Here is a 25,694-nt window from a genome sequence, read left to right as displayed (position 1 = left end):
CCGCCTCAGGGCCAGCCGCCTCAGGGGCAGCAGGCCGCCGCGCAGCCTCCCAAACCCGCCGGTCAGACAGGGCACGCCCAGCCTCGTCCTGCCGTGGTACCACAACCAAACCCGCAAAAGCCCAAAGCCCCGCAGGCGCAGCCCGGGCAACAGCCGCAGCGCCCCGGCGGACAGCCCCAGCCCAACCCCGGACAGCCGGGGGGGCGGCCTCCGGGACCGGCCCAGCCTTCCGCGGCTGTGCCGCGTCAGCCGGTTGGTGCGGCGCAGCCGCAGCGGCGGCACTGGCTGCTGCTGGCGAGCTTCATCGTCTGCGTGATTTTGCCGAGCATCGTCACCGCGCTCTATCTCTGGCTGGTGGCCGCGGATCAGTACGCTTCGCGCGTGGGGTTCACCGTGCGCCAGGAAGAAGCGGCGTCGGCGACGGATCTGCTCGGCGGGTTGTCGAACCTGTCGAACTCGAGCTCGTCTGACACCGACATTCTCTACGAGTTCATCCAGAGCCAGAAGCTGGTGACCGAGATCGACGAGGAGCTCGACCTGCGCACGATCTGGTCGCGCCCCGAACGGGATCCGGTCTTTGCCATCGATCCCGAGGCCTCGATCGAGGAGCTGGTCGATTACTGGGAGAGGATGGTCAAGATCTCCTACAGCGCCGGGCTGATCGAGGTCCAGGTGCGGGCCTTCCGCCCCGAGGATGCCACCATGATCGCCCAGCTGCTGCTCGACAAGAGCTCGGACGTGATCAACGAGCTCAGCGCCGTGGCGCGCGAGGATTCGATCAGCTACGCCCGCGAGGAGCTTGGCGAGGCGGTCGATCGTCTCAAGGAGGCGCGCGAGACGGTGACCCGGTTCCGCAACGAGAACCAGCTGGTCGACCCGCAGCTCGACCTGCAGAGCCAGGCCGGCCTGCTGGGCAATCTGCAGGCCCAGGAAGCCGAGCAGATCATCGAGCTCGACCTGCTGCGCGACACCGCCCAGAGCAACGACCCGCGCGTGGCCCAGGCCGAACGCCGGCTCGAGGTGATCCGGGCGCGCATCGCCGCCGAGCGCCAGAAGCTCGGCTTCGACAGCGGCGGCGGGGTCGGCACGGCCTTTGCCGACCTGGTGGGCGAGTACGAGCGGCTGGTGGTCGACCGGGAGTTCGCCGAGCAGTCCTATGTCTCGGCGCTGGCGGCCTATGACAGCGCGCGCGGCGACGCCAAGCGTCAGAGCCGCTATCTTGCGGCCTATATGCAGCCGACGGTGGCGGAGACCCCGCAATATCCCGAGCGCGGGGTGCTTTTGCTGGTGGCGGGGGTGTTCATGTTCCTTGCCTGGGCAACGGTGGTGCTCGTGATCTATTCGGTCAAGGACCGTCGCTGAGGGCCGGTTTGCGATGATCCGCTTCGAGAACGTCACCAAGACCTTCGTCATGGAGGGCAAGCGCAAGACAGTCATGGAGAATGTCTCCATGACGTTTCCGTCTGGCCGGTCCGTTGGGCTGCTGGGGCGCAATGGCGCCGGCAAGTCGACCCTGCTGCAGATGATCGCGGGAACGATGCCGGTGACTTCGGGCAAGATCGTAACCACCGGCAGCATTTCTTGGCCTGTGGGCTTCGCCGGGTCGTTTCATGGCGAGCTGAGCGGCGCGCAGAACTGCCGGTTCATTGCCCGGGTCTACGGTGTCGACACGGATGAACTGATTGAGTTCGTAGAAGACTTTGCCGGTCTGGGCGTTCATTTCCACCTGCCCCTCAAGACCTACTCTTCGGGGATGAAATCGCGGCTGGCCTTCGGCACCTCCATGGGCATCGCCTTCGACACATACCTGGTCGATGAGGTGACGGCGGTGGGAGACGCCTCGTTCAAGTCTCGCAGCGACGCGCTGTTCAAGCAGCGTATGCGCAACGCCGGTTCGGTGGTTGTCAGTCACGGTATGAGCCAGATCCGCCAGCTTTGTGACGCGGTGGTCGTGCTCGAAGACGGGCAATTGCGGTTCTATGACGATGTCGAGAAAGGCATCCAGGACCACGAGCAGAACATGAAACGCCGGGCCTGACTGGTCCCGCTGCGGTCTGCCGGCGCTCCTTTTCAGCCGTTTTCGGCAGGAATAGATCCTGTTTCGCTGCGAAACAGGGTCAGACCCGCCCCAGCGCGGCGGCGACGTAGAGGCTGGCGGTGGTCAGCCGGGTCTGGCGGTGCAGGCCGAGCTGGTGAAACGCCAGCGGCCGGGTCAGGCCGGGATGCGGAGGGGCATCGCGCAAGGCGGCCAGCAGGGTCTGATGCTCGGGGGTCAGCAGGTCGCGGGCCCGCTCCAGCGCCGCGAGATTGGCGCTCAGCCAGCTGGCATAGGTGCGGCCGAGCACCTGCCGGACCCGCTGCAGCCGCGGCGTCAGGCCGCGATGGGCCCCCATCGCGTTGGCATGGTGCTGGCGGTAATATAGCACCTTCTCTCGATCGATGACGATCTCGCCGCCGGCGCCGCTCACCAGCTGGTAAAGCCACCAGTCGTGGTAGGGGATGCCGTCGGGCACGCCGGCCTGGCGGATCAGCGCCACCGCATCGGCGCTGAGCACCGCGCTGTGGCCGCTCACCACGTTCTGGGTCAGGGCGTTGCGGAAGCAGGGCGGGCGGCGCGGCAGGCGCGAGCGGCCGATCACCTTCAGATGGCGGTCGGTGTGATGGCTCTGCGCGCCGTAGAGCGCCACCGGGCCGGCATTGTGCAGCGCGCCGAGCGCCAGCCGCAGCTTGCCGGGCAGCCAGACATCGTCCTGATCCGACAGCGCCACCGGGCCGGCGGGCAGCTCGGGATGGCAGAGCAGCGACAAGAAGTTCGCCGCGTGCCCCCGGCGCGGCCCCTCGAGGATGCGCACCTCGCGGTTGCCGTCCTCGCGGGCCCGGAACGCCTGCAGGATCTCGAGCGTGGCGTCGCTCGAGCCGTCATCGCTGACCCAGAGATCCCAGGCCGGATGATTCTGGGCGCTGAAGGAGGCGAGCTGTTCCTCGAGATGCGCGGCGCCGTTCCAGGTGGCCATCAGGATGGTGATCCGGGTCTCGGAGGAGACAGGCGGGAGGGGCGGCATGGGGGCGCTCTCTTGGCGGGGTGGTTCTGCCTGCAGTGATGCCGGAGCGCCGCGGCCGCCGCAACTGTCTTGGGCATTTGAGATGAATACGGGGGGCTTGCCGCGGTTTTGCCGACACGCTTCCGCCCGGCTGACCGGAACGGCGGCGAGACCGGGGCCGGGGGCGCGATCTGTGGAGCCGCGCATGGCAATATTGCGCCACGTGAGCACCGGGCTTTCCGGGCCCGAGACCCATATGACCTCGGTGAGCGGGCTGCTCGCCCATGACGGCGCCGACGGGCTGCGGCTCTACAGCGCCAGCGCCAGGGGCGGCGGCGTGCTGGTGCGGGACGAGGCGCTGGGGCTGCGCGACACCGCGCATTACGGACCCTCGGACGGGCTCGACGCGCCGCGCAGCCTTGTCATGGCCGAGATCGGCGGGCGCGAGATGCTGCTGGCGCCGGGGCGCTACGGGCGGCAGATCGAGGCCTGGGAGCTGACCTCCGACGGCGCGCTCGGCGCGCCGGTGACGCTGCAGCTCGCGAAGGCGGTGCCGCAGGCGATGCTGGCGCTGGCGCCGGTGACGGTGAACGGCCAGAGCTATCTGCTCACCGCCTCGCGGCAGAGCCCCGGGCTCGGGGTCTGGCAGGCCGAGGGGACGCGGTTGCAGCCGCAGCCGCAGGGCGTGCTGGCCGAGGTGCCGGGCACCGGCACGGTGAGCGCCATCGACAGCCTCGAGATTGCCGGCGAGACGCGGGTGCTGGCGCTGTCTTCGGGGCAGAACAGTCTCTATTCCTACGCGCTCTCGGAAGATGGCTTGCTTGGCGATGCCCGGCAGCTCGACCTGCAGGAGGGGCTCTATCTCGACACCCCCACGCAGCTGGAGATCGTCACGCTGGCCGGCCAGCCCTACGCGCTGGTCGGCGGCGCGGGCAACGGGGTGCTGGCGGTGGTCTCGCTGGGGCCGGCGGGCGCGATGCAGGTGACCGACCTGGTGGGCGACGATCTGCAGACCCGCTTCGCCGGGGTGACGGTGCTCGAGAGCATCAGCGTCGCGGGGCAGGTCTATGTGGTCGCCGGCGGCGGCGATGACGGGCTCAGCCTGATGACGCTGCTGCCCGGCGGGCGGCTGCTGCATCTCGACACGCTGGCCGACGATCTCGACATGGCGCTGAGCAACCCGGCCGGGCTGAGCCTGGTGGCGGACGCGACCGGCATCGACATCTTCGTCGCCGGAGACTGGCCCGAGGGCGAGGATGGCAGCGGCGGCGGGGTGACCCGGCTGCGTGCCGATCTCGGCGAGATCGGCACGGTGCGGGGGCCGCGAACGGCGGCGGAGACGATCGCCGGCGGGGCCGGGCGCGACCAGATCCATGGCGGCGGCGGCGATGACCGGCTGTCCGGCGGGGAGGGGGACGACGTGCTGATCGACGGCGCCGGGGCGGATGTGCTGACCGGCGGGGCGGGGGCGGACGTGTTCGTCTTCACCGCCGACGGGCAGACCGACCGGATCACCGATTTCGAGCCCGGCACCGACCGGCTTGACCTGTCGGCGCTGGGGCGGTTCTACACCGTCGAGGCGCTCGACATCCGCAGCACCGCCAGGGGGGCCGAGATCACCGTGGGCGGCGAGACGCTGCGCATCGACAGCGCCGAGGGTACGGCGCTGGAGGCCTCGGACTTCGCCATCGGCGATCTTCGCGATCTCTGGCACATCGACAGCGCCGCGATCCCGGTGGCGCCGCTGTCGATGACCGGCACCGCACAGGCCGACCTGCTGCAGGGCCGGGGCGGCGCCGATACCCTGTCGGGGGGCGACGGGCATGACGTGCTGCGCGGGGCCGGGGGCGACGATGTGCTGATCGGGGCGGCCTCGGACCCGGTCTTCGACCCGGCCTCGGGGCAGGTGTTCCGGCTCTACCAGGCGACGCTCGGCCGCGCGCCGGACCCGACCGGGCTGCTGAACTGGAGCGGGCGGCTGATCGAGGGCGAGCGCAGCCTCGTCTCGGTGGCGACCGGTTTCGTCGACAGCGCCGAGTTCCGCGCCACCTATGGCGCGCTCGACGACGCGGGCTTCGTGAGCCTGCTGTACCAGAACGTGCTGGGCCGGGCGCCGGATGCGCAGGGCCTGGCCAACTGGACGGCGCGGCTCGAGGACGGGATGAGCCGCGAGCAGGTGGTGCTGGGCTTTTCCGAAAGCGCCGAGTTCCGCGCCGGCACCGCCGCCGAGGCGGCGGCGTTCAGCCGGGCGGGGCTGCAGGCGGACCAGGTGGACGAGGTGTTTCGTCTCTATGACGCCACGCTTGGCCGTGCGCCGGACGCCGCCGGGCTGCTGAACTGGAGCGGGCGGCTGGCCGAGGGCGCGGGGCTGGCGGAGGTCGCCACCGGCTTTGTCCGCAGCGCCGAGTTCCGCGCCACCTATGGCGCGCTCGACGACGCGGGCTTCGTGAGCCTGCTGTACCAGAACGTGCTGGGCCGGGCGCCGGATGCGCAGGGCCTGGCCAACTGGACGGCGCGGCTCGAGGCGGGCATGAGCCGCGAGCAGGTGGTGCTGGGCTTTTCCGAAAGCGCCGAGTTCCGCGCTGCCAGCGCGCCGGAGCTGCTCGACTGGATGCGCGGGCAGGGGATGGATGACGAGCTTGACGGCGGCGCCGGGCGCAACCTGCTGATCGGCGGCGCGATGGCCGATTGCTTCGTGTTCCGCGCCGATGAGGGCGGCCATCACACGGTGGCCGATCTCGAGCGCTGGGACATGCTGCGCTTCGAGGGCTTCGGCTTCCGCGACGCAGAGGCGCTGCGGGCCCACCTGATGCCGTCCGATGACGGTCTGGTGTTTTCCGGATCGGGCGTTCATGTCCTGTTTCTCGGCGCCGAGCGATCCGATATTCACGATGACATGCTTCTGTTCTGACGGTCGGGCCCGATCCCGCCGCGGGTCCGCGGGCAGGGGCGCTGGCAGGCAGCAAGGACAGGCGGCAAGAGGACGACATGTCGACGACCACGACTCCGACGGCGTTCGAGCAGATGATGCTGGAATACATCAACCGGGCCCGGATGGATCCGCAGGGCGAGTTCTACGAGCTGATCCTCGACGCGGCCACCGGCACCGCGGTGCAGGACAATATCACCAACGCGGTGGGCTATTTCGGCGTCGATCTGGCGCTGTTCCAGAGCCAGCTTGCCGAGTTTTCCGCGGTGGCCCCGCTGGCGTGGAACGCGGCGCTGGCCGAGGCCGCCGAGGGGCATTCGCAGGCGATGATCGACTATGCCACCGCCTATCCCGATGCGGTCGCGCAACTGCACCAGCTGCCGGGCGAGGCGACGGTGGGCGATCGCCTGACCGATGCCGGCTATATCTGGTCGTCCTACCGCGAGAACATCTTCGCCTACACGCAGGATCCGCTGCATGCCCACGCCGCCTTCTACATCGACTGGGGCTGGGACGAGGGCGGCATGCAGGATCCCGCCGGGCACCGGATCAGCATTCTCTCCGACAGCGTGACCGAGCTTGGCGTGGGCGCGATCGAGGCGCCCGCCGGGCTGAGCATCGGGCCCTGGGTGCTGACGCAGGATTTCGGCAGCCGCTGGGATTACGAGGCCCAGCTCGTGGGGGTGGTGATCGACGACACCGACGGCGACCGCTTCTACGACATGGGCGAGGGGCTGGGCGGCATCACCGTCACCGCCACCGGGTCGAGAGGGGTCTATACCACCACGAGCTGGGACGCGGGCGGCTACCAGATGGTGCTGCCGGCGGGGAGCTACGAGCTGGTCTTCACCGGCGCCGCGATCGACGGCGAGATCGTCTACGAGGTGACGATGGGCTCGGAGAACGTCAAGCTCGACGCCATCGTCGCGGACGCCACCCCGGCCGAGGTCGATCCGGTGATCCGCGGCACCGAGGCCGGCGAGCGGCTGGTGGCGCTCGACGGCTATGATCAGAGCCTTGTCGGCGAGGGCGGCGCGGACACGCTGGTGGGCAGCGACGGCGACAACGTGATCATCGCGGACAGCCTCGAGGCGGTGACCCGGCCGGAGCCCGCGGGGCAGGTCTATCGTCTCTATCTCGCCACGCTCGACCGGGCGCCGGACCCGGGCGGGCACGACGCCTGGACCGAGCGTCTGGTGACCGGAGAGAAGACCCTGCTCGAGGTGGTGACGGGCTTCGTCAACAGCCCCGAGTTCCAGGCCCGCTACGGCACGCTCGACAACGCCGCCTTCGTCACGCTGCTTTACAACAACGTGCTCGACCGCGATCCCGATGCCACGGGGCTGGCGAACTGGGTGGCGCGGCTCGAGGACGGCATGACCCGCGAGGAGGTGGTGCTCGGGTTCTCGCAGAGCCCCGAGCTGATCTCGGGCACCGCCGCCGAGGCCCTGAGCTTTGCCCGCGGGCATGCGCTGGCCTCCTGGGGCGACGATGTGTTCCGGCTCTACCAGGCGACGCTGGACCGCGCGCCGGATCTCACCGGGTTCGAGAACTGGAGCGCGCGGCTGGCCGGCGGCGCGGACTACACCGAGGTGGCGACGGGCTTTGTCGAGAGCCCCGAGTTCCAGGCGACCTACGGCGCGCTCGACAACGCGGCCTTCGTGACGCTGCTCTACAACAACGTGCTCGACCGCGCCCCCGACCCGACCGGGCTGGCGAACTGGACCCAGAGGCTCGAGGACGGCATGAGCCGGGTCGAGGTGGTCGAGGGCTTTGCCCAGAGCGCGGAGTTCATCACCGCGACCACGCCGGTCTACCGGCAGTGGATGCGCGACCAGGGCACCGACGACCGGCTGGTGTCGGGCGGCGGCAGCGACCTGATGATCGGCGGCACCGGGGCGGATGTCTTCGTGTTCAACGCCGGCGAGACGGTGACGGTGGTCGACATGGAGCCGTGGGACACGGTGCAGCTGACCGGCTTCGGCTTTGCCGATGTCGCGGCGGCGCAGGCGGCCTTCACGGCGGTCGGGAGCGATCTGCTGCTGAGCGCCGACGGTTCGGCGCTGCTGCTGATGGGGCTGGGGGCCGCGGGGCTCGACAGCGACCAGATCCTGCTCGCCTGAGCCTGCGCGCCCCCGGGGCAGGGCGCGCGGTCGAGCGTTGCGCCTGGGGCGCACGGTCTGGCCTGCGCCCGAGGCGCGCAGGCTGGCGTTGCGCCTGCGGCGCACGGTCGAGCAAGAACCGGGCAAGACGCTGCTCTTAGGGTTGCGCCGTCTTTCGGTGCCGGAGAGCCGCTCATGTCCGATCTTTCGCCCAACCTGTCGCTGCCCTTCCTGGCGCCGTCGCAGGCGCAGAAACACGTCACCCACAACGAGGCCCTGCGGCTGCTCGACGCGGTCGTGCAGCTCGTCGTGGCAAGCCGCAGCCAAACCGCGCCGCCGGCCGATCCCGGCGCGGGCGCGCGCTATATCCTGCCTGCCGGCGCCAGCGGCGCCTGGTCCGGGCAGGAGGGCATGATCGCACTCTGGGACGGCAGCGCCTGGGGGTTTGTGCCGCCCGGGCCGGGCTGGCGCGCCTGGGTGCTCGACGAGGACCGCGCGCTGCTTTGCAAGGACGGGGCCTGGCAGGAGCCGCCGGTGGCGTGGCTGGGGGTGAACGCCAGCGCCGATGCCACCAACCGGCTCGCGATCTCGGCCCCGGCGACGCTGCTCAGCCACGAGGGCGCCGGCCACCAGCTCAAGATCAACAAGGCGCAGGCCGGGGACACCGCCAGCCTGCTGTTCCAGACCGGCTGGTCGGGGCGGGCCGAGATGGGCCTCTCGGGCAGCGACGCCTTCGCGGTGAAGGTCTCGGCCGATGGCGCCACCTGGCACACCGGGCTGAGCCTTGTCGCCGCCAGCGGCGAGGCGCTGCTGCCGCAGGGCGCGCGGGTCGACGGCGCGCTCACCGGCTCGGGGGTGGTCGGCAGCGTGGCCCAGGCGGCGGGGCTGTCCACCGGCGCGGTGCTCGAGCGCGGCGACGGCGCCGATGGCGGCTGGCTGCGCCTTGCCGATGGCACGCAGATCTGCTGGCACAGTCTCGCATCGAGCGCCGGCGGCGCGGTGAGCTGGAGCTTTCCGGTGGCGTTCGCCGCGGCGCCTGTGGTGCAGGCCGGCGGCATGGCGGGCAGCCCGCATCTGGTCTCGGCCGGGGCGGTCGGCGCGTCGGGCGCCGAGCTCTCGGCCTGGGACCTCGCCGGGGCCCGGGCCGCGATCAGCTGCGGGCTGATCGCGTTGGGGCGCTGGTACTGAGCCGTTTCGGGCCGAAACAGGCTCTGTTTTGCGGCGATCAGTCGGTGCTGGCGGGCAGCGCGAAGCGGGCGCGCGCCGCCTCATAGATCTCGCGGTCGTAGACGATGAGCTCTTCCATCTGCGCCAGAGTTTCCCCGGACGGGGTCTGCTTCTCGATCCGGCGCATGTCGGGATTGTCCTGCATCAGCCCGTCGAGGGTCTGGCGCGCCTCGATCTTCTCCACCGGCGGCATGCCCAGCAGCCCGGCCAGATGCGCGACCGAGGCGTCGTAGGTGTCCATGAAGCCGATGAAGTCGAAGCCCTCGAGATTGGCCAGCGCCTGATCGCGCATCAGCGGCAGATCGGTCACGCGCGGGTCGCGCTGGCCGTTCCACAGATGGCTGGCCTGCGGCACGTCGGAGAAATGCCGGGCGATCGAGTTATCGACCGAGAGATGCGCGCGCACCTTCTCGTTGGCGAAATAGGCGTCGATGTCGAGCTCGAGCGCCCAGCGGGCCAGCACCAGGTTCTGCCGCTCGACGAATTCCGGCCGGTGGGCGCGGTGGAAGTGATAGAGCGAGACCAGCCGGTCGCGCGGATCGCGCAGGAACGAGATCAGCCGCGTCGGGCCGGGCACGAGCCGGGTGGCGTAATGGTCGTAATGGCCCGAGAACACCCGGTAGCGGGTCATCTCGGCGGCGGTGTACCTGTAAAGGCCGTTGAGGCGCTCGGGATGCACGGCGCCGGCGCCGTACCAGGCGGTCAGCAGCGCGTGCAGCGTGGTGCCGCCGCATTTGGGAATGTGCAGGTAGATCAGCCGCTCGTCCCCGAGCGGGCCGAGATCGTAGGGCGGCGTGGGCCGGGCGGTGGCCGAGCTCGGCACCGGGGCGGCGGGCCGCGGCGGCGGGTTCTTGCGCTGGAATTCCTGCGAGCGCAGGAACACCTGGCGCAGGCTGGCATGGGTGTGCCCCTTCTGGTGCATGCGCGCCAGTTCGTCATCGCCGGGAAGACGTCCGAGGAACAGCTGATAGGCCTGCCGGATCTGCTCGGGGCTGAGCTGCGGCGGGGTGTCGGATTTGGTCATGGTCTTGGCCTTTCAAGCGGATCGTCCCCGCGCGCGGGGAACGGGCTGCCGGGCGGATCGCCCCCCGGCAGCCCGGATCTCAGCCCTTCTGCTGCAGCTCCGCGAGGATCTCGCGCAGGCGGCCGCCATAGCGCTTGGCGATGGCCGGGGCGGAGAAGTTCTCGCGGATATGGGCATAGGCGGCCTCGGCCTTGCTGCGGCGGGCCTCGGGGTCGTCATAAGCGGCGCGCATCTGGCGGGCGGCATCCTCGACGTAAGGCTCGGCCCAGACCGAGCCCTTGCGCACGAAGATGTAATCGCCGGGCCGCAGCTCGCTTTCCTCGTAATCGACCATCCAGGCGGTGTCCTCGGTGCAGAAATCGAGGTTGCCGGAATAGGCGGTGCAGATCACCGGCACCTTCAGTGCCATCGCCTCGATCATGCCGAAGCCCCAGCCCTCGGACTTGTGCAGCGAGATGTAGCAGTCCGAGCCGGCCTTGAGCTGCAGCAGGTCGCGGTAGCTCAGGGTTTCGTTCATCACCACGATGCGCGGGTCGCTGCTCATGATCGCGTCGACGCGGTCCCAGAGGTTCACCTGCACCGGGTCGAACACGCTGTCGCGGTTCTGGGTCTTCACCACCAGCCGCGCGTTGGGCACGCCCTCGAAGGCCTTCTGGAACGCCTTGAGCACCGAGACCGGGTTCTTGCGCTGCACGAAGGAGAAGCTGTCGAAGGCCACCAGGCAGACATAGTGACTGTCGTCGAAGCGGAAGCGGCGGTTGACGAAGGCGCGCGAAGCCTCGCGGGTGATGTCGGGATGCTCCTCGAAGCACATGCCGACATTGACCACCGGCTTGCCCTTGGCGTCGGGCTGGTAGATCTGCACGCCGTACTCGGTCGAGACCCAGATCTCGTCGAGCATTTCCATGCCGAGGTAGTGACAGTAGGCGGGCTTGTCGAGCTCCCAGAAGAAGTAGCCGATGTTGTAGCGGCCCGAGAACACGTCGGGCTGGTAGGCATAGGCCAGCGGGGTCGATTCCGCGTTCAGGTGGATCAGGTTGATCTTGGCCGGGCCGTAATCCTCGATCAGCGTGTCCGAGGAGAAGCCCTCGGGCGCCGGGTTGTCGAGGTCGAAATCGACGCCGCGGATGTTGAGCCCGGTCTCGCGCAGGATCGCCGCCGAGAGGCGGGTGGCCTGGCCCAGGCCCGAGGCCTTGGCGAGCGGCCCGATGAGCTGCACGTCGACCTCCTCGCGGTCGGGATCGGGGGCGGGCAGGGCGGCGGCCTCGTAGCGGTGGCCGTCATGGTCGCGGGTCAGGAAGGAATAGCTGTCGAGATCGAAGAACGCCTTGCGCAGCGCCGCGGCGTAGCGGTCGCGCGGCAGCGCCACCTCGGTCGGGATCTCGGCGCCATCGTCGCTGTCGCCGTCGGTCGCGTCCTTGTCCTCGTCCGCGCGCTCGGCGGCGCCGGCCTCGAGCAGCCCGTTGACGAAGCATTCGAAATCCGACGCCCCGCCGGGGTTGTCCTCGTTGGGGGCGAGCAGGGTGGCGATCTGGGTGCGCGGCACGTAGCGCAGCAGGTCCGGGCGCTTGGCGGCGTGCAGCAGGATCGCCAGCATCAGCGTCTTGCGGCCCTCGGCCGAGCCCGGATCGAGGAAGTGCAGCTTGGGGCTGTCGAGGAAGTAGCGCTCGGTGAAGTAGCTCAGCGGGAAGGCGTCGAGCCGGCGCGAGGGGTGCACGCCGCGCAGCGCGTCGGCATAGCGGTCGGGGACCAGGCAATCCTCGAAATACATGTGGCTGACATCCTGGTGGACCCACCAGAACAGGATGTCCATGTAGCGGTCGCGGCTGTTGAGGTCGAGCCGGCTCATCAGGTCGGTGCGGCCCGACAGGCGCCACCACATGATGCGGCTGAGGGTGTAGCTCTGCCCGGCCATGACCAGCGGCGCGTTGAGATAGTCGAGCTGCTCGGCCGAGAGCGGGATGCGGCGCTTTTCCTGGCCGCGATAGGCGGTGATGTACCAGTAGAGGAAGCGGTCCTCGCTCTCGAGCCCCTTCTCCACGAGGTAGTGCTCGTCCATGCGGTAGCGGTAGCGCACGTAGTCGAGATAGGCCGGCTGGCCGCTTTCGGGGATCTCGGGGATCAGCCGGTCCTTGGTGAACATCTGGTGATGGCGGCTGAGCGGCGGCTGCTGCACCGGCGGCAGCGCGCCCTCGGGGACCGGGGTCTCCTCGAGCAGTTCGAGCAGCGCCTCGAGCTCGGTCCTGAGCGCGAAGCGGCAGCGGGTCACCAGATCGGCGCCGATGCCGGGATTGTGCGCGTCGGCGCGGATCTCCAGCGTGCCGAGCTCGACGCTGTCGGCGCCCTCGGTGCGGATGCTGACCGTGCCGCCGGCCTTCTCGATCTTCTGGTAGAGCGCGTCGGAGAGGCCGAACTGGAAGCCGCAGGCGGCCTCGCCGCCGGTGGCGGCGCGCACGTCCTCGCGCACCGAGTCGGCGATGCCGGCATCCAGAAGCGTGTCTCCGGCGTAGATCGCCACCGGCACCCGGCCGGTATTGCCGTCACGGCGGATCACCCAGCCGCGGATCACGCCCTCGTCGGAGAGCCCGTCCACATTGCCCCGGAAGGCGCCGTGATACTGGTGGCCGTTGAGGTCGAGCGGACCCTTCAGCACGCGCCGCGCCGCCGAGCGCAGCTTCGATTTCAGCGGAACGCCGGAGATGCTCATCTGGATATCCTGTCTGCTGGCAAGGCCTGGGCGATCAGCCCAGGGCGTCGAAGTCGGACTTGGCCATCATGCTGGCCAGGCTGCGGATATCGACCTTGGGCTCCCAGCCGAGCTGGGTGCGGGCCTTGCTGGCGTCGCCGATCAGCAGTTCGACCTCGGCGGGGCGGTAGAACTTGGGGTTCACCTTCATCACCAGCTTGCCGGTCTTGCGGTCGGTCGCGGTCTCGGCCTCGGCCTCGCCGGACCATTCCAGATCCATGCCCAGCTCTTCGGCGGCGAAGGTGAAGAAGTCGCGGATCGTGGTGGTCACGCCGGTGGCGAGCACGTAATCGTCGGCGTCGTCCTGCTGCAGCATGCGCCACATGCCCTCGACATAGTCACCGGCAAAGCCCCAGTCGCGCTTGGCGTCCATGTTGCCGAGCTCGACCGGCGCGTCGCCGCCGCGGGCCAGATGCGCCAGGCCCAGGGTGATCTTGCGGGTGACGAATTCCTTGCCGCGCAGCGGGCTCTCGTGGTTGAACAGGATCCCCGAGGAGGCGTGCAGGCCAAAGCTCTCGCGGTAGTTCATGGTGATGTAGTGACCGTACACCTTGGCCACGCCATAGGGCGAGCGCGGGTAGAGACGGGTGGTCTCCTTCTGCGGCACTTCCTGCACCAGGCCGAACATCTCGGAGGTCGAGGCCTGGTAGAAGCGGGCCTCGGGGCGCAGGGTGCGCAGGGTGTCGAGGATGCGCACCACCGCCATGCCGTCGGCATCGGCGGTGTAGACCGGCAGTTCCCAGGAGGCGCCGACGAAGCTCTGGGCGGCGAGGTTGTAGAACTCGTCCATCTCGACCGCCTGGATGGTGCGGAAGATGTTGTTCTGCTCGGTCAGGTCGAACTCGTGCAGCGTCACCTGGTCGGCAATTCCCAGCAGCTCGAGCCGGACGGTCTCGGGCTGCGAGATCCGCCGCACGCCGCCATGCACCTCGTAGCCCTTCTCGAGCAGGAGTTTCGCGAGATAGGCGCCGTCCTGGCCGGTGATGCCCGTGATGAATGCTGTCTTCATAAGGTCCTGTCCTTGAAATGCCGTCTCCGGGCAAGCGCCGGTGTCGTCTGTTCCCGTCCCGCTGCGTGTTGCACCGCAGCCAGCCTGCGATTTGATAGAGGCCCACCGGGGGAGGATCAAGCACGCAGCCGCCGTCCCCGGCAAAGCCGGGCAATGTGCTACATGCAGGGCACGGCATTGAGCGACTTTCCGCGGTTTCGCGGCGGCGCGCCACGGCTGTGCCCGCCGGGCGGGCGTCGTTTCAGCCGTGCAGGGCGATCCGTTTCAGGCGCAGCCCGAGCGGCCGGTCGTCGGTGTTGATCCCCAGCGCGGCGGGAGAGCGGATCTCGCCGATTGCCAGCTCGAGGCGCCGGTCGAGCGCGTTGCTCCAGTCGGGCAGGGGGCAGCGCCACGGTCCCGCCTCGCCGGCGCGCAGCTGCCAGCGCGCCAGCGTCGCGCCCTGCTCGCGGATCTCGACTTCGAGCGGCGGCTGATCCCCGGGACGGGGCAGGACATCGGCCTCGAAGAGCAGCTCCGCCGGGCCGCCGGTCGACAGCTCGCCGGGCAGGTGCAGGATGGCGGAGGGCCCCACCGACCAGGCGCCGCCCTCCTCGGGCGCGCCCCAGCCGCCGGCCAGCACCGGCCCGCCATTGCCGGCGGGCGAGATCTCGAGCGGGAAGGCGAGCTCCGGCACGCCGGTCTGGATCTCGGTGATCGACAGCCCGAGCAGGCGCTCGTCGGCGGATTGCCCGGCGAGAAACGGGCTGTCGAGCGTGTCGAGCTCGAGGCGGATCGGGGTGAGGGCGGCGCCCTCGGCATGGCGCGGCGAGCGCAGCCTCAGCGCCACCGGGGCCGGCGTGGTGACGGTCAGCTCGATCGGGTCGTGCCCGGGGCTGAGCACGCGCAGGCGGCGCGGCCGGTCCGGCGCGGCATTGAACAGGCGCAGCCGGAGCCGAAGCGGCACGGGGTCGGGAAACGCCTCGGCGCAGACCGCCAGCTCGGCCTGTTTGCTGCGCGACCAGCAGGCGCTGTCGCCGCCGGCGTGCCAGCCGCGCCCGAGGCGGATGCCGGGGGCGGGGTCGGGCCGTTCGAGCGGGGCTTCGAAGATGCTTTTCGGTGCGATCTGCATGGGGTCACTCGGAAGGGGTGAGGGTGAGGTCGAACAGGCCGAGCCCGGACAGGCCCTGCTCGTGGCCGAGCCCGAGATCGGCCGGGGTGGCGAGCGCGGTGGGCAGGATCTCCAGCACCGCGGGGCCGCTCTGCAGATCGGCCTCGGTCAGCGCCAGGTCCAGCGTCACCGGCTGGTCGTCCTGCCACTGTGCCGCGTGCAGCAGCCGGCCGTTCCAGTAGAGCCGCGCCCCGGAGGGGGCATCGGGGCGGGCCACCGGGCGCAGGGTCAGGCCGAGCCGCTGCGGGCCGGCGCCGGGCAGCACCGGGACGAAGAGCGCAAGCCGCGGCCGCAGGCTGCCGACCCCCCATCCGGGCGAGACATGCAGGTCGGGCGCCACCACCGCGCGGTGGCTCTCGAGGGCGAAATCCACCTCCTGGGCATGGCGGCCCTCGCTCCAGCAGGCCGGCTCCTGCAGGACCGCCAGCGGGTTGTTGCGCCGCGGATCCAGCAGCCGGGCCGAGACCAGCCCGATGCCGAACGGCGCCGGTGGCGGATCCTCTGCGGATCCCGGAGCGGCAGGCGCCGGGCGCAGCGGGCAGTCGAGCGCCAGCGGCAGGCAGCCATCCTCTGCGATCGCGGTGCCGGGGATCGCGAGCACGAGATCGCGGGGCAGGGCGGCGCCGCTGACCGGGGCGTCGAACAGCGTCGCCTCGCCGCAGCGGACCCGCAGCCGGCCGCGCGGGTGCTCCGGCGGCAGATGCAGCCGCAGATGCAGCCACAACGGGTCGGTCGCGTCCGGTCCGGTCGCGTCGGGGCGCAGGGCATCGGCGCGCAGCCGGAAGTCGGCCCGGTCGGCCGCGGTCCGGCGCAGCCCGGTCTCGGCCGGGTGCCAGCCGGCGCCGAAGCGGATCGCCAGCGCGGGCGCATCGACCCCGGCGGGGGCGCTCTCCCCGGCGCGCAGGGCGCGGGCGAGGGTGACGGGGCGCGGGGCTTTCAGCAGCGAGACGACCGCCTCGGCGGTGGCGCTCCAGTCGTCCTGCCCGTCGTTCTGCCCGGCCTGCGCCGCGCGGGACGGGGCGGTTGCGGCGAGGGCCGAGATCCGCGCCTGCCAGGCGGGCAGGTCATGCGGGTCCAGCGCCTCGACGCCGGCGGCGCCGGTCAGCTCGGGGATGTCGGCCACCAGGCAGGGCGCGCCGCGGGCCAGCGCCTCGGTCACCGGCCAGCCCCAGCCTTCGCTCTCGGAGGGGCAGAGGACCATGCGCGCCGTGCGCCAGAGCCATTCGAACTCGGCGTCCCCGGCATCGACGAGATGCACGTGGCGCGCGATCCGGGGATCGCGGGCGATGCTGTCGGCCAGGGCTCCGGCTTCGGGCGCGATGCCCCCCGCGACGACCAGATGCAGATCGCCGTGACGGCCCTCGGCGGCGAAGCGGGCCCAGATCCGGGTCAGGAGCTGCAGGTTGCCACGGGCGCAGACCGGGCCGGGCACCAGCGCGAAGGGCGCGTCGCCAAGCCTGTCCTGCAGGCCCGGTCCCGGGGCGGGGGACAGATCCGGGGGCGCCTGCAGCGCCGGCAGCGGGATCACGCAGAGGCCGAGCTCGCGCGGGGGCACCGGCCCGGTTTCGAGCGCCAGGGTCAGCGCCGCGGCGGTCTCGGCGGACGGAACGACGAGCTGGTCGGCGAGCTCGGAGAGCCGGTGCAGCCGCACGGTGTATCCCAGCGCCTGCTCGGCGGTGAACAGGTCCGGGCGCAGGCAGGGGCCGGCATCCTCGATCAGCGCGATCACGGCGCCGCCGCTGCGCGCCTTGAAGGCCTCGATCCCGCGCAGATGGGCATCGTCGCTGCCATGGAGGCCGCCGGCCAGCAGCAGCGCGGCGCCGGGGGCGGGGGCGACCAGGGGAAGACTCTCGTCCTGTTCGGCGCGTTGGGCGTAGCGCTGCGCGTCGCGGGGCTCGAGAAACGCGTCCGGCAGGTCGAGAAACCCCTGACGCCCGGCGCACCAGATCACCGGGCGCGGGGCATCGGGCCGGGCCAGCAGGGCGCGGGCCAGCGCCTTGGTATGGCGCAGCACCTGTCGCGGGATCAGCGCCGGGCGGGTCAGCGCGGTCAGATCGAGCAGCAGCGCCCCGGGCCGCAGGGTCGGGAGCGCGGGGCGGGCCGCCGGGCGGGGTGCGCTCTGCCTGGCGCGGGCATAGGCCGCCGCGGTGGCGCGGGCGTGGCTCTGCCAGTCGAGGGTTTCGGCGACGCGGGCCTGCAGCGCCTGTGCCCGGGCGCCGGCCTCCGGATCGTCGAGCGTGTCGCGCAGGGCGCGGTGCAGGCTGTCCGGGTCGCCGGGATCGCAGTAGCGCGCGAGATCGCCGAAATATTCCCGTTCCGAGGACCGGTCCGACAGCACCATCGGCACGCCCGCCGCCGCCGCTTCCAGGGCCGCCAGAGAGGCGCCTTCGGACCAGCTCGGCAGGGCGAAGACCCGGGCGCCGGCGAGGGCCGAGTGCAGCATGCCGCTGGCGGTTCCCAGCCGGCCGGGCAGGATCAGCTGGGTGCCGCCCTCCTGCCGGATCTGCGCGGCATAGGCGGGATCGCCCTCGTGGCCGGCCAGGGCCAGCCGCAGCGGCAGACCGCGCATCGCCCGGGCCAGGGTGAGCTGGTTCTTGCGCGGCTCGATGCGGCCGACGCAGAGCACGTAGTCCGCGCCCCCGGCATGGGCGTCGCGGAACGGGGCCGGGTCTCCGCCCTGCCAGGCGGCGGCGTCCACCGGGTTGTGGATCAGGCTGGCACGCGCCTCGGGCACCGTGGCGCCGATGGCGGCCAGCGCGGCGCGTTCCGCTTCGCTGAGGAACACCACGTGATCGGCCAGCGCGAGCATCTCGCGCACCATGGCGTGATAGCCGGGGACGATCTCGTGCAGACGTCCGCGCCCCTGCAGATGCGCGCGCATGGCGGCGCGCTGCCCGGGGCTGCGCGGCGAGAGGTCGGGGGTGGCCCAGACCGGGCGCTCGGAGAAATCGAGATAGATCGGCGAGAACACCACCCGCTTGCCGGCGGCCTTGAGCTGGCGCAGCGCCTGCAGCGCGCTGTCGGGGGGCCAGACGTTGAACAGGTGCACGGTGTCCTCGGCGATGTCCGAGGCGCGGTGGAACAGCGTGGCGCTGGCCGCGAGGCCGATCTCGCGCAGGGCCTGCGCGGTGCGCGGCACCCGCAGGGTCGGGCCGCCGCGGGCGTGGTCCTCGGCCCCGTGCAGCAGCAGCCGGACGGGGGGCGCGGAGCTCTCGTCGCCGGAGGGACGCGTTGCGTGGGAGGGGCCTGGGGGAGAGCTGGTCATGCGAGCCTTGTGACGGGACATTTTGCGAAGTTGCACAATGTTCTGGCAGACATGGGTCGCCCCGGCAAGCAGCCGCCGGAGCCGGGCCGCGTTGACCCGCGCAGGGGCACGCCCTAAGCATGGGCCCGGCCCCGGTGAGGGGCGAAAGATCGCAACCTGTCGCGGCGGGCCTGGCACGGCCCGGTGACGTGACCCGGACGGAGAATTCCCTTGGTTTTGGCACGCGCGCGGGAGGTGAAACTCATTCGGAACAGCCGGTTCTTCGATGCCGCCTGGTACCGGCAGCACCATTCCGGACGGTGGCGGGATCCCGCGAAGCACTACCTGACCACGGGCGCCGATGCCGGGCTGGATCCGGGGCCGGAGTTCAGCACCCGGGGCTATCTCGCCGCCAATCCCGATGTCGCCGCGGCCGGGCTGAACCCGCTGGTGCATTACGAGCTGCACGGGCAGGCCGAGGGCCGCACCGGCCATGCCCCTGTGCCGGAGGCCCCGCTGCCGGAGGCCGCGGGCACCGCCGGTCTTCCGGCGCCCGCGTCGGATTATGCGGTGATCGTTCATGCCTACCACCCCGGCTGTTTCGAGGATTTGCGCCGGGCGCTGGAGGCCTTCCCCGCGTCGGTCGACCGCTATGTCAGCTATCCGCGCGACTCCGAGTCCCATGACGAGGCGCTGATCCGGGCGGCGTTCCCGGGGGCGATCCCGGTCGCGGTCGACAATCGCGGTCAGGATGTCGGGGCCTTCCTGCAGGTGCTCGAGCGGATCGGCCGGGGGCGCTACGGCTTCTATTGCAAGCTGCACTCGAAGCTCGGGGACAAGCTGCCGTCTGTCTGGCGCGAGGCGTTGCTGCGCGGCACGGTGGGCGGCCCGGAGCGGGTTGCGCAGTTCGAGCGGATCTTCCGCGACCGGCCGGAGGTTCTGCTGGGCGGGACGCGCGAGCTGTTCCTGCATGGCGAGAGCTACGTGATGGAAAACGCCGAGGCGCTGCGCCGGTTGCTGGCGCAGGCGGGGCTGCCGCCCCGGGCGCCGGGGGCCGAATGGGGCTTCTTCGCGGGCACGTTCTTCTGGATGCGGGAGACGCTGGCCGAGCGGCTGCTCTCCTGCATCGCGCCGTCCGATTTTGGGCCCGACGCGGTGCAGCGCGACGGCCAGCTGGCGCATGCGGGCGAGCGCCTGGCGGGGCTGCTGCCACAGGCCATGGGCGGGCAGGTGGCGCTGGCCTCCTGTGTCGATCTTGCGGCCCCGGTGCAGGTGCTGCCGGGACTGCCGCCCGAGGCGCCGCGCCGCTATGTGCCGATGATGCAGGTGCTGCAGGGGCTGCAGACCGGCTGGATCGGGCGCCGCGCCGAGGCGATGGTCGCAGGGGAGGCGCCGGGTCTCGGGGCGGTGCGGGCAGAGGTCGAGGAGGCGCGCGCGGCAGCCCGCCAGGGCGATTATGCCGTCATCACGCCGACCGGCGACCGGCCGGAGGCCTTCAGCCGCTGCATCCAGATGGTCGCGACCCAGACCCTGCGCCCGCGGGAATGGATCGTGGTGGATGACGGGCAGGTGCCGCTGACGGAACGTCTGCGCCTGCCGGACTGGGCGACCTATATCCGCCGCGAGCCGGCCGCGGACGACCCGCCCCATACGCTGTCCTGCAACGTGCTGGCCGCGCTCGGGCATGTGAGCGCCGACCGGGTGCTGATCATCGAGGACGACGACTGGTATTCGCCGCTCTATGCCGAGTTCCTGCTGCCCTGGCTCGACTGCTACGATCTCGTGGGGCTCAACCTGATCCGCTACTACCATCTGCAGGGCCGGGCCTGGAAACACGGCCATCCGCCGGCCCACACCGCCTTTGCCCAGAGTGCCTTTCGCCGTGGCCATGCCTGGGAGCACCTGGCGGCGGTCTGCCGTACGGGCTTTCCCGAGATCCGCGAGAAAGGCGTGCTGGACCGTTACTGGTGGCAGAGTTTCGAGGGCCGCAAGTACCTGATCAACGACCACCCCTGCCTGCATCTGGGTCTGAAGGGCGGGCTCGGCAGGCCCGGGCTGGCGTCGGGGCACGACCGCGCCGAGGTGGACTACATCCCAGATCCGGAGGGGCGCTACCTGGAGGGGGTGCTGGGGGCGGATGTGCTGCACTACCAAATTCGCTAGCCAGCACGTGCGCCTACAGCCTTGCGCTCGGCCGGGCTCAGATCATACGGTCCGTCACGGCTGGTCGCCCGAGATCGCCCGGGAGGCGAAGCTGAAAAGCTGTTGATGTTCCGGAGCGTAGGTGACATTCGACAGCCGTTTGTGAAATAAGGACAGATACATGAAACGCAAATGCGCGATCTTTCAATTCGAAGGCGTTCATGAAGAAGTCATCCCATCCCTTGTCCACTCTCTGAACAGTCTTGGCTTCTCGCCGGATGTCTATATCTCCGCCCGCTGCGTGAATGCGCGCGGAGATATTTTCGAGCAGATGGACGCGCTGGATTGCCACGTGGAATACCCGGTCATCGAAGGGCGTCCGGCCTGGAATGATCTGAAGGAAAAGGCGCGGTCCGGAGGATACGAGTTTATCGTTATCTCCACCTTCCAGGTTGAATCTGTCGCGAAATGGGCGATGGCAACCGGGTTGCCAATCTACGGTCTGGTTCATAACGCAAAGATTTTCCTGTCCTGCAAGGATGCCTCCGAAGCGCTGACATCGGGGCGCGCCAAGATCCTCTGCCTTTCTCCGCATGTTGCCTCCTTCATAAACCAGAGGCTGCCTCTGAAACATGTCGACGATGTTGCCGTGGTTCAGTCGGTCTATTGGGGCGAGTCCAAATCCACCGCTGCGGCGCGGAATGACGATGCGCGGCTTGTTTCAATTCCAGGCGGGGTCGATTTCCGGACTCGCGGATATAATGACCTCATCAAGTATCTGAAGGAGAATTCTCCGAAGACCGCCGACGGAAAGATCCTGCGGTTTGGCATTCTTGGTGGCGGCGTGGACCGGGAAAGGCTCGAGCGTCTCGTCGAAGAGGAAGGTCTGGGCGCCCATTTCCTGTTTGCGCCGCTCGGTGAATCGAAGCGTGTCCTCTACACGGATTACATCGGAATTCTGCAGCAGTCCGATCTCTTGCTGCCCCTCGCGCCTTTGTCATTCGCACCGTATCGGGAGCACAAGATCACATCGGCCATTCCGACGGCAATCGGTTTCGGTCTGCCTGTGGTTCTCGATCGCTGGACCGAAAGAGTTTATCAGATTCACTCGATCGAAAGCGATGCCACGATCGCGGCCACAATCGAGATGGCGGCAAGGGTGGATGATGCAGAGATCCGCCAGGCTGCGGCCCATATGCGGAGTCTCAGAGAAGATGTCTTGATCCGCAATGCCAAAGAGTTCGCGAGACTGTTGCGTGCATGATGCTGTTGACCTCCGATCCCGCATGGGGATGCGCAGGGGGGATCTAATCGGATGAAAAGGAGTGAAGTCATGGAAGGCGCGAAAAGTTTCGAGTCTCTGTCGGGGCCAAAGGTCGAAAGAGATTACTACAAGTCGAAACTGGATGAGATCCACCGAAATAAGACTTACGACAAGGTCTACCTTGTAAACTCTGTGCCCAAAAGCGCATCGACCTATACGATGGGTGTGGTGAAGGGGGCCGTTGATGGATCTTTGGAATATGGTGGTGATCTGGAGATCGAGGTCGAGCAATCGTTCAGCATCTCCGGCATAGACCGCACGACGCGCCAAAGTGGAAACATTGTGTACAAGCTTCACAGCTTGCCGAATTTCCTGAACGTTCAGGCGATCAAGTGCCTCAAGATGAAATATCTGAACATTGGCCGGAACATTTTCGATTCAATGGTTTCGATTGATGAGCATCTTATTCGAGGTGCGAACAACAATAACGTCTCTCTGTGGCCGGGGTTGAAGGTGAACGGCTTCAACCTCTGGGAAGATGAGAAGCGGTATGATTTCATTTCCGACTTTATCCTCCCTTGGTATTTTCAGTACTTTTCGTACTGGTCCAAGTTTGATGACAAATCGATCCTCTTTTACGAGGAGATGGTTCAGGACCCGGAATCTTATTTCAAGAAGGTCGCCGCCCTGATGGATGTGCCATTTGAAAAGATGGATTTTGGTGGCGACCCGGGGAAGATGAACCTGAGGTTCAATGTCGGAAAGATCGGGCGGGGCGATTTCCTGCGCGACACCTACATGAAAAGACTGCGCCGGTATGCCGAGTGCTACCCCGATTACGACTACGCGAAAATTGGTCTGTGAGGGGCGGAGGTGTCCGGATCTTGCAGCCAGATCGCAATCGTTAATCGAAGAGGTCTTCGATAATATATCCTCGCTCCTGGCTTGAAAGCTGAAAGATAATTTAAGTTTTTCGATAGGGGAAGGGGAATCTCATTTAGCTCTGACGGCCTCAGGCTCAGGACTCATAGCCAATAGATGACAGTTGCGGAGAGAGCGATGGCGGAGAAGAAAGCCTTTGGGCATCTGTCATATCTGGTCGCGACATGGCGCCAGTCCTTGAGCCTGCCGAACATGATCTCGATACGGTTCCGGCGTTTGTAGCGGCGTTTGTCCCTTGCCCGGCAGGGCATTGCGCAGCAATGTCCCGAGAGGGGTATCTCACGGTTGTCTTGCGTTGTTTCCGGCCCGGGATGCAGGCGCGTATCCCTTTGTCTTGCAACGCTTCTCGGAACCAATCGGTGTCGTAGCCGCGATCCCCAAGCAGCCAGTCGACATCGGGCAGGCTGCTGAGCAACGCTCGCGCCCCGATGTAATCACTGACTTGGCCAGCGTAGACGAAGAAACTGATCGGGCGGCATACGCCATTGTCGCTCGGACCAATGGCGCGACATGGCTCATCTGTCGCAGATGGCATGCAGCTTGGTGTTCATGCCGCCCTTGGTGCGACCGATCAAGCGGCAACGCCCCCCTTTTTCGCGCCCAGGCTGGACGCGGTGCGATGTGCCTTCAGGTAAGTCGCATCAATCATCACCGTTTTCTTCTCGCCGTGCTCGGCAGCCAACCCGGCCATCATGTGAGCAAAGATGCCTTTGTCGCTCCATCGCTTCCAACGATTGTAAAGCGTCTTATGAGGGCCATACTCTTTCGGCGCATCCCGCCAGCGCAGGCCATCGCGGTTTATGAAGATAATTCCACTCAGGACACACCGATCGCCGACACGTGGCTTACTGTGTGGCTTCGGGAAGTAGGGTTCTAAACGTGCCATCTGAGCGTCGCTCAGCCAGAAAAGATCAGGCATGTTCACCCTTCGGTTTCAAGCGCGGAATCATGCTGTTCCGCAGAAATCAATGGGTCCTGAGTTTAGGTTCCAGTTGGAATTGGAAAATATTCGTATGAAGATATCTGATCCCAATCAATCTCGGCGTTTATGGTTTCCAGGCTCCTGCTGTCAATATCCTTTAGCCATAAATTATTCCCGTAGTATTCCTTGTAGTACTCTGATGACTTACCATCATTCTTTGTTGACTTCTCAATTTTTTGGGGGCGTGTTTTTGGATCTTCTAAGTGAATTTTTATTTTGGAAAATACTTCCAATTGGTCTATGGCAAAATCTTCGTGACGCACAACGCTATACGATATTGAGCTATCTTCCAGAGTCTTTTGGAGTTGTAAGTATGATTTTATCTTTTTGTTGTAAGTTTCGGTTGCAGACACCGATGCGTTTTGCAGCCTTTCACGGCTTACTGTTTTCCACTTGGCTTTCAAGAATGATTGCAGGTCATCATATTTAATATTTTGAATATGATATGGCCGGCGATACATACCGAGTATCCAAGATGCTGGATGTCGTACGCAAAATACTACATGAACGCCTTTTAGGTCGTCTACGCTGTCAAAGTTGGTACATGTATGCTTCCAGCTGTTGATTGCTGTTTTATTTGAGAATCCGTAGTCAATAATCAGCTCGCGCAAATCTGCGGGCGCCTTTGCTTTTGCGCAAAAGTCAACAACTTTCCCAATCTTCGGATCCACCTCTCTGATAACTGATGGAGCTACGTGGCTATTAGAGTTTTCTTCTATTAATTTCTTTAATGCGTTTGTTGAGGTGTTGCGTTCGCCAAATATTTTTATGCGCTTCAACGTCGTATGCCTTTTCTAAAGATTTATTCTTATGATTGAGAGAGCGGCACGACCGCCCGAGCCTTGCGGATCGGTGGCGGAGAGGGAAAGAGCATGACGCCTCCATGCTTCTGGCTCACGTCGGCGGTCGGGTAGACCGTCAGCATTGCGCATTTCAGGCGCGAAAGCCTTCTTGAAGTCCTTCGCGCTCTTGTATTCCTGCCCGAACTGGTCGCGCAGGTTCTTCCAGTAAAGCTTGACATCGTTATCCGTCCTGACCCTAACGATAGATCCAAAGGTCGAAATTCCCGAAATCCTTTAGGGTTTTTTCTTGGGCGGCGGGCGAGAGCTTGCCAACGTACTCGAAGGCGATGTCTGCCGACACCGTGCGGTTCTTGACGTTGACATAGCGCAGCTTGTCGATGATCGCGTATCCCAGCTCGAAGGTTTCGCCGACATGGGAGAACATGCGTTCCATCGTGGCGCGGGAATTCATGGCAAGCTCTTCCAATCCGACGGTCGTCACCCGCGGATTTTCTGCGTGCTTGATGAATTCCTTATAGCAGCTCTCGACGTAGCGGAGCTTCTTGGGGGCGTAGCTTTCATACCACGTGTCGAAATCATCGGTCTTCGCGCGTTTGAAATCCGAGCAGACGATGGCGCGAGGGTCCTTGTAGCTCACGACCGCGGGGCAGTCGCAGCGATCGAGGACGGCAGTCAGTTCCGAAAGGTATCTCGGCGTCTTGTCGAAGATGGCCGTGGTGCCATCGTCCAGGGAGGTCGAGGCGGCAAGCAGGCGGGCATAGAACTCCTCGAAGAGATCCGTGTCGCAGCAATGAGCGAACTGCTCTTCGGTGATCCCCCATCCCTTGAGCATGTTCTGCGCAAAGGGCTGGAGGGTTGCGAACTCGCGCGGGCTGGAGCGGAGCAGGACGCCGCACTCGAAGCCGGAGTCGACACCAGGCAACTGCCGGAAGAGATCGGAGATCAGAGTGGTTCCAGTGTGCTCAAGGCCACAAATGAGAAACTTGGGGAACATTCGCATCTTTCTTTTGCTGCTGTCTGACTGCTGCGCCAGCCTTGATTATCAGTTTTGGGGCAGATGGCTAGGCTCAGATGGACTTTCCGCCTTCGCCT

16 protein-coding genes and 1 pseudogene are annotated in these 25,694 nt (G+C 67.3%); 8 read left to right on the top strand and 9 right to left on the bottom strand.

Annotated elements, in window-relative coordinates; translation table 11 throughout:
• Nucleotides 1-237 precede the first annotated feature (237 nt).
• The gene (locus AC6RA4_RS00510) at nucleotides 238-1,362 is read left to right on the top strand and encodes a KpsE/RkpR family capsule polysaccharide export protein (protein ID WP_500156330.1); all 1,125 of its coding nucleotides are present in this window, start codon (nucleotides 238-240) and stop codon (nucleotides 1,360-1,362) included.
• 13 nt (nucleotides 1,363-1,375) lie between these two features.
• Nucleotides 1,376-2,038, top strand: coding sequence for an ABC transporter ATP-binding protein (locus AC6RA4_RS00505; protein WP_500156328.1), 663 nt, complete (start codon nucleotides 1,376-1,378; stop codon nucleotides 2,036-2,038).
• Between the two features lie 79 nt (nucleotides 2,039-2,117).
• Here the strand turns inward: AC6RA4_RS00505 and AC6RA4_RS00500 are convergent, their stop codons facing one another.
• Entirely contained in the window at nucleotides 2,118-3,062 is a 945-nt protein-coding gene (locus AC6RA4_RS00500; protein ID WP_500156326.1) for a glycosyltransferase, read from the bottom strand.
• Between the two features lie 184 nt (nucleotides 3,063-3,246).
• Here AC6RA4_RS00500 and AC6RA4_RS00495 point away from each other — a divergent pair, with 184 nt between their 5' ends.
• The 3 genes from AC6RA4_RS00495 to AC6RA4_RS00485 all read left to right on the top strand — a co-directional run bounded on the left by AC6RA4_RS00495 (nucleotide 3,247) and on the right by AC6RA4_RS00485 (nucleotide 9,260).
• Nucleotides 3,247-5,952 (top strand): DUF4214 domain-containing protein, encoded by a 2,706-nt coding sequence (locus tag AC6RA4_RS00495; protein ID WP_500156324.1) that lies wholly within the window; start codon nucleotides 3,247-3,249, stop codon nucleotides 5,950-5,952.
• A 77-nt stretch (nucleotides 5,953-6,029) separates the two neighbouring features.
• Complete coding sequence (locus AC6RA4_RS00490; protein ID WP_500156322.1) at nucleotides 6,030-8,093, top strand: DUF4214 domain-containing protein; 2,064 nt, start codon at nucleotides 6,030-6,032, stop codon at nucleotides 8,091-8,093.
• A 174-nt stretch (nucleotides 8,094-8,267) separates the two neighbouring features.
• On the top strand, nucleotides 8,268-9,260 hold the full coding sequence (locus AC6RA4_RS00485) for a DUF2793 domain-containing protein (protein ID WP_500156320.1): 993 nt from the start codon (nucleotides 8,268-8,270) through the stop codon (nucleotides 9,258-9,260).
• Nucleotides 9,261-9,297: 37 nt separating this feature from the next.
• Here the strand turns inward: AC6RA4_RS00485 and AC6RA4_RS00480 are convergent, their stop codons facing one another.
• The 5 genes from AC6RA4_RS00480 to AC6RA4_RS00460 all read right to left on the bottom strand — a co-directional run bounded on the left by AC6RA4_RS00480 (nucleotide 9,298) and on the right by AC6RA4_RS00460 (nucleotide 18,490).
• Nucleotides 9,298-10,323 (bottom strand): sulfotransferase family 2 domain-containing protein, encoded by a 1,026-nt coding sequence (locus tag AC6RA4_RS00480; protein WP_500156318.1) that lies wholly within the window; start codon nucleotides 10,321-10,323, stop codon nucleotides 9,298-9,300.
• A 79-nt stretch (nucleotides 10,324-10,402) separates the two neighbouring features.
• Nucleotides 10,403-13,030 (bottom strand): glycosyltransferase family 4 protein, encoded by a 2,628-nt coding sequence (locus AC6RA4_RS00475; protein ID WP_500156316.1) that lies wholly within the window; start codon nucleotides 13,028-13,030, stop codon nucleotides 10,403-10,405.
• Between the two features lie 34 nt (nucleotides 13,031-13,064).
• A complete protein-coding gene (gene gmd, locus AC6RA4_RS00470; protein ID WP_500156314.1) occupies nucleotides 13,065-14,078 on the bottom strand; it encodes a GDP-mannose 4,6-dehydratase in 1,014 nt (337 codons plus the stop codon).
• A gap of 241 nt (nucleotides 14,079-14,319) precedes the next feature.
• Nucleotides 14,320-15,186: a hypothetical protein gene (locus AC6RA4_RS00465; protein WP_500156312.1), complete on the bottom strand. Its 867-nt coding sequence runs from the start codon at nucleotides 15,184-15,186 to the stop codon at nucleotides 14,320-14,322.
• A 4-nt stretch (nucleotides 15,187-15,190) separates the two neighbouring features.
• Nucleotides 15,191-18,490, bottom strand: a complete 3,300-nt coding sequence (locus tag AC6RA4_RS00460) for a glycosyltransferase (RefSeq protein WP_500156310.1) — start codon at nucleotides 18,488-18,490, stop codon at nucleotides 15,191-15,193.
• Between the two features lie 234 nt (nucleotides 18,491-18,724).
• Here AC6RA4_RS00460 and AC6RA4_RS00455 point away from each other — a divergent pair, with 234 nt between their 5' ends.
• The 3 genes from AC6RA4_RS00455 (at nucleotide 18,725) to AC6RA4_RS00445 (ending at nucleotide 22,739) form a co-directional block, all read left to right on the top strand.
• Nucleotides 18,725-20,632, top strand: coding sequence for a hypothetical protein (locus tag AC6RA4_RS00455; RefSeq protein ID WP_500156308.1), 1,908 nt, complete (start codon nucleotides 18,725-18,727; stop codon nucleotides 20,630-20,632).
• Nucleotides 20,633-20,792: 160 nt separating this feature from the next.
• The gene (locus AC6RA4_RS00450) at nucleotides 20,793-21,875 is read left to right on the top strand and encodes a hypothetical protein (RefSeq protein WP_500156306.1); all 1,083 of its coding nucleotides are present in this window, start codon (nucleotides 20,793-20,795) and stop codon (nucleotides 21,873-21,875) included.
• A gap of 69 nt (nucleotides 21,876-21,944) precedes the next feature.
• On the top strand, nucleotides 21,945-22,739 hold the full coding sequence (locus AC6RA4_RS00445; protein ID WP_500156304.1) for a sulfotransferase domain-containing protein: 795 nt from the start codon (nucleotides 21,945-21,947) through the stop codon (nucleotides 22,737-22,739).
• Nucleotides 22,740-22,900: 161 nt separating this feature from the next.
• Here AC6RA4_RS00445 and AC6RA4_RS00440 read toward each other — a convergent pair.
• The 3 genes and pseudogenes from AC6RA4_RS00440 to AC6RA4_RS00430 form a co-directional block, all read right to left on the bottom strand.
• Nucleotides 22,901-23,736 (bottom strand): annotated as a pseudogene (locus tag AC6RA4_RS00440) (IS5 family transposase).
• 62 nt (nucleotides 23,737-23,798) lie between these two features.
• Nucleotides 23,799-24,578, bottom strand: coding sequence for a hypothetical protein (locus tag AC6RA4_RS00435; RefSeq protein ID WP_500156302.1), 780 nt, complete (start codon nucleotides 24,576-24,578; stop codon nucleotides 23,799-23,801).
• A 259-nt stretch (nucleotides 24,579-24,837) separates the two neighbouring features.
• Nucleotides 24,838-25,596: a sulfotransferase gene (locus AC6RA4_RS00430; RefSeq protein ID WP_500156300.1), complete on the bottom strand. Its 759-nt coding sequence runs from the start codon at nucleotides 25,594-25,596 to the stop codon at nucleotides 24,838-24,840.
• Between the last annotated feature and the right edge of the window lie 98 nt (nucleotides 25,597-25,694).

It is taken from the genome of Salipiger sp. (assembly GCF_059781815.1).
Note: the sequence above shows the minus strand (reverse complement) of the source record. Positions and strands in the feature narration are given on the sequence as shown.